This window comes from Arhodomonas aquaeolei DSM 8974, assembly GCF_000374645.1.
GTDB classification, from domain to species: Bacteria; Pseudomonadota; Gammaproteobacteria; order Nitrococcales; family Nitrococcaceae; genus Arhodomonas; species Arhodomonas aquaeolei.
In genome coordinates this window covers 74,757-83,689 of the sequence record NZ_KB894816.1, presented here as the reverse complement: position 1 = coordinate 83,689, position 8,933 = coordinate 74,757, and the positions used below count along the sequence as shown (strand labels likewise).

The 8,933-nt window shown below is 66.9% G+C and carries 9 protein-coding genes; 1 reads left to right on the top strand and 8 read right to left on the bottom strand.

The window, feature by feature from the left end; all coding sequences use genetic code 11:
- Nucleotides 1-422: 422 nt before the first annotated feature.
- The 3 genes from C516_RS0115075 to C516_RS0115065 all read right to left on the bottom strand — a co-directional run bounded on the left by C516_RS0115075 (nucleotide 423) and on the right by C516_RS0115065 (nucleotide 2,743).
- A complete protein-coding gene (locus C516_RS0115075) occupies nucleotides 423-689 on the bottom strand; it encodes a PAAR domain-containing protein (protein WP_018719246.1) in 267 nt (88 codons plus the stop codon).
- 235 nt (nucleotides 690-924) lie between these two features.
- The gene (locus C516_RS0115070; protein ID WP_018719245.1) at nucleotides 925-1,461 is read right to left on the bottom strand and encodes a response regulator transcription factor; all 537 of its coding nucleotides are present in this window, start codon (nucleotides 1,459-1,461) and stop codon (nucleotides 925-927) included.
- On the bottom strand, nucleotides 1,448-2,743 hold the full coding sequence (locus tag C516_RS0115065; protein WP_018719244.1) for an ATP-binding protein: 1,296 nt from the start codon (nucleotides 2,741-2,743) through the stop codon (nucleotides 1,448-1,450). The genes C516_RS0115070 and C516_RS0115065 overlap by 14 nt, the downstream gene beginning before the upstream one ends.
- Before the next feature lie 617 nt (nucleotides 2,744-3,360).
- Between C516_RS0115065 and C516_RS0115060 the strand changes: the two genes are divergently transcribed.
- Nucleotides 3,361-4,011, top strand: coding sequence for a glutathione S-transferase family protein (locus C516_RS0115060; RefSeq protein WP_018719243.1), 651 nt, complete (start codon nucleotides 3,361-3,363; stop codon nucleotides 4,009-4,011).
- A gap of 53 nt (nucleotides 4,012-4,064) precedes the next feature.
- On the opposite strand, the gene C516_RS0115055 is transcribed toward C516_RS0115060, so the two are convergent.
- From C516_RS0115055 to cyoA, 5 genes are read right to left on the bottom strand one after another with little or no spacing between them, the layout of a single operon-like run.
- On the bottom strand, nucleotides 4,065-4,835 hold the full coding sequence (locus C516_RS0115055) for an SURF1 family protein (protein WP_018719242.1): 771 nt from the start codon (nucleotides 4,833-4,835) through the stop codon (nucleotides 4,065-4,067).
- Complete coding sequence (gene cyoD, locus C516_RS0115050; RefSeq protein ID WP_018719241.1) at nucleotides 4,832-5,245, bottom strand: cytochrome o ubiquinol oxidase subunit IV; 414 nt, start codon at nucleotides 5,243-5,245, stop codon at nucleotides 4,832-4,834. The genes C516_RS0115055 and cyoD overlap by 4 nt, the downstream gene beginning before the upstream one ends.
- A complete protein-coding gene (cyoC, locus tag C516_RS0115045; RefSeq protein ID WP_018719240.1) occupies nucleotides 5,242-5,871 on the bottom strand; it encodes a cytochrome o ubiquinol oxidase subunit III in 630 nt (209 codons plus the stop codon). Before cyoC ends, cyoD begins: the two co-directional genes overlap by 4 nt.
- Nucleotides 5,868-7,877: a cytochrome o ubiquinol oxidase subunit I gene (gene cyoB / locus C516_RS0115040; protein ID WP_018719239.1), complete on the bottom strand. Its 2,010-nt coding sequence runs from the start codon at nucleotides 7,875-7,877 to the stop codon at nucleotides 5,868-5,870. Before cyoB ends, cyoC begins: the two co-directional genes overlap by 4 nt.
- Before the next feature lie 20 nt (nucleotides 7,878-7,897).
- Entirely contained in the window at nucleotides 7,898-8,851 is a 954-nt protein-coding gene (gene cyoA / locus C516_RS0115035; RefSeq protein ID WP_156831266.1) for a ubiquinol oxidase subunit II, read from the bottom strand.
- Between the last annotated feature and the right edge of the window lie 82 nt (nucleotides 8,852-8,933).

Here is an 8,933-nt window from a genome sequence, read left to right as displayed (position 1 = left end):
AAGGCAATCCGTCTTTCCCGCCAGTGGCAGGAAGAGAATCATATTTACGTCCCGAGCTACCGTGGCCTCAAGCACCAGCCGGACGGGAGTTACCGGTAATTCGTAAGGGCGCTGCTTTAGGGAGCGTGGTCGGGCTGAAGCCTCTTCGGCCAGCACCGCGGCCAGCTCGAGCCGTACCGCGGCCTCGCGGAAGCGCACGATGCGCTTGCCATGGTGTTCAGGGGGGTGACCGTGGAGTTCACCTGGACCCCCGACCCCGCCCGGCTCGACTGGGCGGCCGGACCGGTGCCGACGGGCCCCACCCCTTTCCCGTGGCGGTACCGCAATCGCCCGATCCCGGGGTGGTGAATGGCCCGGCTGGCTGCGGCCTTCCTGTGTGGCCGGTCCCGCTCTGCGGCGACTCCGGGTCGCGCCATGTCGGTCTATTCGTGGGAGTGGTATCCGCCGTGCGACGAAATGAGGCTGGCGCCGCAGGCCGTTTTGTGTCCGTGAAGGGCGACGCGTCTGCCACCGACGGTCATGGTCGGATGGCCTTCGATGATGGTGGTCGTCCCGTGTCCCTTGATCGGGCAGGTGACCTTGTCCCCGACACAGGCAACAGGCTTGCCGTCGATGCGGTACTGGCTTCGGCCGGTAATCACGCGACCGCCGTGACTGGTGGTATCGCCCACCACGATGACTCCTTTCATGGGGCTGCATCCCTGCAAGTCGGTCGAAAGAGGGCGGCAGCCATTCCGGGCGCCGCATCGGGCCATTAATTTAGCGGTCGGGAACGTGTGTCGGCAAGGTCGTTCCGGTCGACGGCGTGGGTGGCGCGTGTCGCCGGTATTGCGCAGGGAGATATTCAGGATGAGCGCACAATGATGCGGTGCCGCCGCTGCCGGACGTGGGCGAGGCCGCGGGGGCGGTCACCGATGACAGGTCTCACCGCACGCGGCGCTTTTCCAGCTTTCGGGCGAGCGTTCGCCGGTGCATGCCGAGTCGTCTGGCGGTCTCGGAGATGTTGAAGCCCGTCTCCATGAGGGTCTCGTGGATGCGCTCCCACTCCAGTGTCTTGATGGAGGTGGTGCGTGAGGGGGCCTCGGTGGAGACGTCGTCCGGTGTCGAGCTGAAGGCGGCCTCGATGTCGTCAGTGTTCGAGGGTTTGACGAGGTAGTTGCAGGCGCCGAGTTTGACGGCGTTGACCGCCGTGGCGATGCTCGCAAACCCGGTCAGTACCACGATCCGCGTGGCGGGGTCGTGTTCGTGGAATGCCTGCACGGCCTCCAGCCCGGATTCGTTGCCCAGCTTCAGGTCCACCACCGCGTAGCCGATGCGGGTCGTTTGCAGCAGACGTCGGGTCTCCTCGATGTCCGACGCCAGGTGAACCCGGTAGTCGCGGCGCTCGAACGAGCGCTTCAGTGCCCGGGCGAAGCCGGCGTCGTCCTCGACGATTGTCAGAGTACGTTCAGTCTGTGCCATGGTCGGGTGTCGAGATTGCGGCCAGGGGGAGCGCCAGCGTGACGGCGGCGCCGCCCTCCGCCCGGTTTTCCGCGTTGAGCCGTCCGCCCAGCTTGCGTACGACGTTGAAGACAAGGAACAGGCCAAGCCCGCCGCCGGGCCGCCCCTTGCTCGAGTTGTAGGGCGTGCCCAGCTGTTCGAGGGTCTTCTGCGTGAACCCCGGCCCGCGGTCGCGGACGGCGATATGCAGAGTGTAGTCCTCGATCCGGCCGGTCATGCCGATCCAGTCGGGGGATGCCTCCTGGGCGTTGTCGAGGAGGTTGTGGATCACCTGCTTGAGCACGGCATCGGAGACGATGGTCCGCTCGCTGCTGAAACCGGGCTCGTAGACGAGGCAGTTGGTGGACCGGCTGGTCCGCCATTCGTCCACGGTCTCGTCGAGAAACCCCCTGACTGTGGTGATGGCCGATGCCTCCCCGGGGGCCTCGCCGGCGGAGCGCAGGATGCCGTTCACGATCTGCTTGCAGCGCTGGACCTCGTTCTGCATGTCGCCGACTTCCTGGTTCAGCTCCGGGTCGTTGCGGAAGACGTCCATGCGCTGCCAGTCACCCAGGATGACCGCCATGGTCGCCATGGGGGTGCCGAGCTCGTGGGCGGCGCCGGAGGCGAGCAGCCCCATGCGCACGATGTTGTCCTCCTCGGCGGCGCGCTGGCGCATCGCCGCCAGACGCTGGTCGCGCAGGCGGAAGTTGCGGTTGATGCGGCTGATGAATACCGCGAGCAGGGTGGCGTCGAGGACGAAGCAGACGAACAGGCCGATGACGTGGAGCTCGAAGAGCTCCTCCACGCCCCCGTTGGGCAGCGCCAGGGGTACGTACCAGAGCGACAGCCCGCCGAAGCAGAGCGTGGTGGTGGCAACGATGAACCACTGGGCCCAGCCCTCCAGCAACACGGCCCCGAGTGTGACCTGCAGTGGGTAGAGGAAGATGAACGGGTTGGTGACGCCGCCACTGAAATACAGCAGCGCGGTGAGCGCGGCGACATCGGCGAGCAGCCCGGCCAGCAGCTCGACATTGCCCACGCCGATGCGCGAGAGCGCGCGGACCCGGTAGGTGGTCGTGAGATTCAGCAGCAGCAGGGCGAGGAGCACCAGGCTCATCGCCTGAAGCGGCAGCCGGATGCCGAACCCGTAGGCGACGACGGCGATGGTCAGGAGCTGGCCCAGCAGCGCGATCCAGCGCAGCTCGATGAGCTGGACCAGGTTCTGGCGCCCGGAGGCGTCGCCACCGGGTTTCGGTGGCATCCGTGCCTCGGGGCCCGGAAACAGGAATGTCGGTAGTGGGTGTATCCGCATAGCAGGAGCGGAGCAGTCCAGTGGAGACGCCTGAGGGACGGACCGGGACTTCTGGCTCGCCCGTGCACGGCTGCGCGGGGGCGGCCGGGGGACCGTCAGGCGCTTGCCCGTCGTTAGTCGGGCAACAGTTGCGTTGACATATAACAATAACGCGCGCGGTTCGGGAAACCAATAGCGGCATTGGCTGCAACCGCGGCGGTGACGCTCCTTTGATGGCGAGCCGCCGTCGGTCCCGGGTAAACAGAGCATGTGACGCACATCATTTACGGGGCGGCGCACTCCGGGCGAAATCTCTTTACCGGGGCCCGTTCACTCTCGTGCCCCCGTGAATGACGCGTTCGGCGTTTCGAACGCGGATGTGGTGGTGAAATGCGCCAGCTGACACGTATCCACGGCCTCTCCCGCAGCCCGGTCTTCGGCCTGCATCCACGTCTCCGGCGGTCCGTGCGCGGACCCTGCCCTGAGTGCGTTGCCGTCGTTCCGGTCGCCGGCGAGGGGGACGGGAGCTACGGCCACGATTCCTTCATCCGCTCTGCGCCCGGCCCCGTGCCGTTCCACTGACCGCTATGCTGCTTCTCGACGCACTCAGTCCCGCCCCGCGCACGGTGCGCATGTACCTGGCGGAGAAGAATCTCGCCCTGCCGATGCGGCAGGTGGACGTGTTTGCCGGCGAGAACCGCCGGCCACCGTATCTCGCGCACAACCCGGCCGGGCAGACCCCGGCACTGCTGCTGGACGGCGGCACCTGCATCGCCGAGTCGGTGGCGATCATGGAATATCTGGAAGAGCTGCATCCCGACCCGGCGCTGATCGGTGCGACGGCCGGCCAGCGTGCCGAGACGCGCCAGTGGCAACGGCGTGTCGAGCTCAACATCACCGAGAACATTCACAACGCCTACCACTACGCGGACGGGCTGGCGCGCTTTCGTGACCGGATTCCGGTCGAGCCCGCTGCCGCCGACGGCCTGAAACGCGTCGCCCGGGACCGGATCGCCTGGCTGGACGGCATGCTCGACGGGCGCACTTTCCTCGTCGGCGACCGGTTCACCATCGCCGATATCTGGCTGTACGTCTGGCTGGACTTCGGCGATTCCGTTGGCCAGCCATTCGACCGCGCCCTGGCCAACATCGCACCCTGGTTCGCCCGCGTCTCGGCACGGCCTTCCGCTGCCGCCAGCCTGCATCCGGACTGCCGTCCCGGTGGCGTACGCGGCTGACGCGGGGCCGCCTGGCGGTGGGGCAGCGGTGCGCGGGCGGTACCGCACGTTGACTACGTGTTCGGCCACTCCTTTTCCTGCGGGTGCCGGCGGCGCAAGGCCAGCAGCACCGCGGCGGGGGCCGCGAGGGCCATCGCATACCAGGTGATGGCATAGCTCAGGTGGTGATTGGGGAAGTCGACGACCGTGAGCCCGCCGGCGGGCCAGCCCTGCGGGCCGGGCCGTTCACCGGCGTCGATGAAGTAGGGCGCGACCCGGTCGGCGGGCAGCCCCGCGGCGGTGGCGATGGCGGCGACGTCCCGGGAGTACCACGCGCCTTTCGCCGGGGCGTTGGCGCGGAAGACATCGCCGCCGGGTTTCGACAGCCGAAGCAGGCCGCCGACCGTCACTCGACCCTCTGGTCTTGGCATGGTGCGGAATGCCGGGGTGCCGGGCAGCGATTCGGGGATGTGGCCCCGGTTCACCAGCACGGTGAAGCCGCGCCCGGTGCGCAGCGGGGTCATGACCCAGTAGCCGTAACCCAGGCGGCTGGTACCGTGGACCAGGGTCTCGGCGTCGTGGAGGTAGTGCCCGGTGACGCGCACATGGCGGTAGCGCGCGTCCCCCGAGCCGATGCCCTCCCACTGCGCCGGACCGGGCGCCGCGACCGCCGGGGCGTCCGTGCGGGCCTCCACGGCGGCGATCAGGTGCCGCTTCCAGGCCAGGCGCTGGAGCTGCCAGGTCCCGAGTGCGGCGAAGCCGGCGAACAGCCCCACCGCCACGATCACCCATGCGGCCGATACCCGGGCACCGCGCGCGGGCCGGCCGCCGCGCGGCCCGGTCACCGGTGCAGCATCTCCTCCGCGCCCATCGGCGGCAGGTGCATCATGTTGGCGTTCATGTTGTGCATCACCCATAGCGCCCCGGCGAGGGTCACGCCGACGATGATCAGGGTGAACAGCATGGCCATCAGGTTCCAGCCGCCCTCGGAGCGGGAGTTCATGTGCAGGAAGTACACCATGTGCACGACGATCTGCACCGCGCCCAGGCCGAGCACCAGTAGCGTGGTGACCGCTGCGCTGTCGAGCACGTCGCCCATGACCAGCCAGAACGGGATCACCGTGAGGATCGCGGCCAGCACGAAGCCGGTCAGGTAGCCCCTGAGCGTGCCGTGCTCCGGCTCGGGCGTGCCCTCGTGGCTGTGCAGGTAACGGGGATCGGACTGATAGCCCTGATCTTCGGGTGCGCCGCTCATCGCAGAACCCCCACGAGGTAGACGAAACTGAAGACACCGACCCAGACCAGGTCCAGGAAGTGCCAGAACATGCTCAGGCAGGACAGCCGCCGCTCGTTCTCAGCGGTCAGGCCGTACCGGCCGACCTGGATCATCAGCGTTGCCAGCCAGATGATGCCGGAGGTGACGTGCAGGCCGTGGGTCGCCACCAGGGCGAAGAACGAGGAGAGGAACGCGCTGCGCCACGGGCCGGCGCCTTCGGCGATCATGTGCGCGAACTCGTTGACCTCGAAGCCGACGAAGGCCACGGCAAACAGCCCGGCGACGGCGAGCCAGGCGAGGGTGCGGGTGCGCCGGCGCTGGGCCATCTCGAGCATGGCGAAACCATAGGTGATCGAGGAGAACAGCAGCATCGCCGTGTTCAGCGCGAGCCCGTGGAGGTCGAAGACCTCCCCGGGGGTCGGGCCGCCGGCGTAGCTCCCGCCGTATACCGCGTAGCAGGCGAACAGCACCGCGAAGATCAGGCAGTCGCTCATCAGGTAGATCCAGAACCCGAGTAGCGTGCCGTTATCCGGATGCGGCTCCTCTGTCGCGTAGAAGATGGAAGCGCCGGGCCCCACGGCGCCGGACGCGGTGGTTTCGCTCATACCGCCCCCTGCTCGGCAACCCGCCGGGCGAACGTCTGCTCGACGTCGCGCACCTCGTCGGCGGGGATGTGGTAGTCACGGTGATAGTTGAAGCTGTGGCCGATGGCGACCGCGATCAGCGCGAGGAAGGAGGCCCCCGCCATCCACCAGATGTGCCAGACCAGGCCGAAGCCGCAGACGAACGACAGGAACGCGAGCACGAAGCCGGCCCCGGTGTTCTTCGGCATATGGATGGGGCTGAAGCCCGCCGTCGGGCGCTCGGCGCCGCGCCGTTTCATGTCCGTCCAGGCATCGCGGTCGTGGACCACCGGGGTGAATGCGAAGTTGTAGTGCGGCGGCGGCGACGAGGTGGACCACTCCAGCGTGCGGCCGTCCCAGGGGTCGCCGGTGGTGTCCGCCAGGGCGTGGCGGTTGCGGATGCTTACCGCGATCTGCACCAGGAAGGCGGCAATGCCCACCAGGATGATCGCGGCGCCGACGCCGGCGATCTCGAACCAGATCTGCAGGCTCGGGTCGGTGAAGTGGCTGAGCCGCCGCGTCACGCCCATCAGGCCCATGACGTAGAGCGGCGTGAACGCGACCCAGTAGCCCACCAGCCAGCACCAGAACGAGACCTTGCCCCAGAACGGGTCGAGACGGAATCCGAACGCCTTGGGGAACCAGAAGTTCATCCCGGCGAAGGCGCCGAACACCACGCCGCCGATGATCACGTTGTGGAAGTGTGCCACCAGGAACAGGCTGTTGTGGAGCACGAAGTCCGCCGGTGCCACCGAGAGCATGACGCCGGTCATGCCGCCGATCACGAAGGTGAACAGGAAGGCGAGCGACCACAGCATGGGCACCTCGAAGCGGATGCGCCCCCGGTACATGGTGAACAGCCAGTTGAAGATCTTCACGCCCGTGGGGATGGAGATGATCATGGTCGTGATCGCGAAGAACGAGTTCACGTCCGCCCCCGAGCCCATGGTGAAGAAGTGGTGCAGCCACACCAGGTAGGAGAGCAGCGTGATGGCCGCAGTCGCGTAGACCATGGACGAGTAGCCGAACAGCCGCTTGCCCGAGAACGTGGAGATGACCTCGGAGAACACCCCGAACATCGGCAGGATCAGGATGTACACCTCCGGGTGGCCCCAGATCCAGATCAGGTTGGTGTACATCATCGCCTCGCCGCCGGCACTGTTGGTGAAGAAGTGCATGCCGAGGTAGCGGTCCAGCGACAGCAGCCCGAGGGTCGCGGTCAGGATCGGGAAGGCGGCGACGATGAGGATGTTGGTGCACAGTGCCGTCCAGGTGAACACCGGCATCTTCATCATGCTCATGCCCGGCGCGCGCATCTTGACGATGGTGACCACGAAGTTGATGCCGGAGAGCAGCGTGCCGACGCCGGCGATCTGTAGCCCCCATATGTAGTAGTCCACGCCCACACCCGGACTGTAGGCCGCCTCCGACAGCGGCGCCATCGCCAGCCAGCCGGCGCGTGAGAAGCTGCCGATGAACAGCGAGACCATGATCAACATGGCCCCAGAGGCGGTCATCCAGAAACTGAAGTTGTTCAGGAACGGGAAGGCCACGTCGCGCCCGCCGATCTGCATGGGCACGACGTAGTTCATCAGGCCCACCACCAGGGGCATGGCCACGAAGAAGATCATGATCGTGCCGTGGGCGGTGAAGATCTGGTTGTAGTGCTCCGGCGGCAGGAAGCCCATGTTGCCGCCGAACGCCATGGCCTGCTGCAGACGCATCAGGATGGCGTCGGAGAAGCCGCGCAGCAGCATGATGACCGCCAGCACCAGGTACATGATGCCGATCTTCTTGTGGTCGACGCTGGTGAACCATTCGCGCCAGAGATAGCCCCACCAGCCGGCGGCGGTAATGGTGCCGAGCACCGCGACGGTGAGCACCGCCACCACCACCCCGGTCCAGAAGATCAGCGGGACGTCGTAGGGGATGGCGTCGAGCGTGAGTTTGCCGAGCAGAACGTGCATCAGCGCGGAACCGTGTTCCATCGGGCTGCCTCTCGAAATCGTTACTTCGCGTCGGCGCGGGCGAGCGCCTCCACGGACACCGCAGTCGCGGCCTCCTGCGCGCCCGCAGGTTCATCGTCCGGCCCCGTTGCCCTGGTGCAGGGGGTGTCCGGGTCGACACAGCGATGGACGATGTCCCGGTAGAGGTGATCCGCGTAGCCCGAGTAGTAGTGGACGGGCTCGTCGCGGGTGGGCTCCTGCAGGGCCATGTAACCGGTGCGGTCGAGCTCGTCGCCCTGGGAACGGACCCTCTCGATCCACTGCCTGAAGCCCTTGTCCGTCATGCCCTTGAAGCGGAAACGCATGTCGGTGAAGCCCTCGCCGCTGATGTTGGCGGAGAAGCCCTTGTAGTCGCCGACCTCGTTGATCACCGCGTGCAGCTCCGTCTGCATGCCGGCCATGGTGTAGATCTGGCCGGCCAGGGCGGGGATGTAGAAGGAGTTCATGACCGTGTCCGAGGTCAGCCGGAACTCGATCGGCCGGTCGACGGGGGCGGCGAGCTGATTCACGGTCGCGATTCCGTAATCCGGATAGAAGAACAGCCATTTCCAGTCCATGGAGACCACCTGGACGTGGAGCGGCTCCGTCTCCCCGGCCGCCGCGGTCTGCTCCACCGGACGGTACGGGTCGAGCTTGTGCGTGCCGATCCAGGTCAGCGCCCCCAGGGCGATGATGATCAGCAGCGGCGCCGACCAGATCACCAGCTCCAGGGTGATGGAGTGCTCCCAGTCGGGCTGGTAGTCCGCCTCCCGGTTGGAATGGCGGTAGCGATAGGCGATGACCGCGGTCAGCACCATCACCGGTACGATGATCAGCAGCATGAGCACGGTGGAGGCGATCAGCAGGTTGCGCTCGCCCATGGCCACCTGGCCGGCGGGATCGAGCACCACCATCTGACAGCCGCCCAGGCTCACGAGGAGGAGGGCGAGTAACGGGATGCGGAGCGGTTTCAGCATGCGTGCATCGAAGTTGGAATGGTTCAATCGTGAAAGGGAGGCTACCGGCGAGCGCCGGGGATGGCGATTGGACAATTTGTCC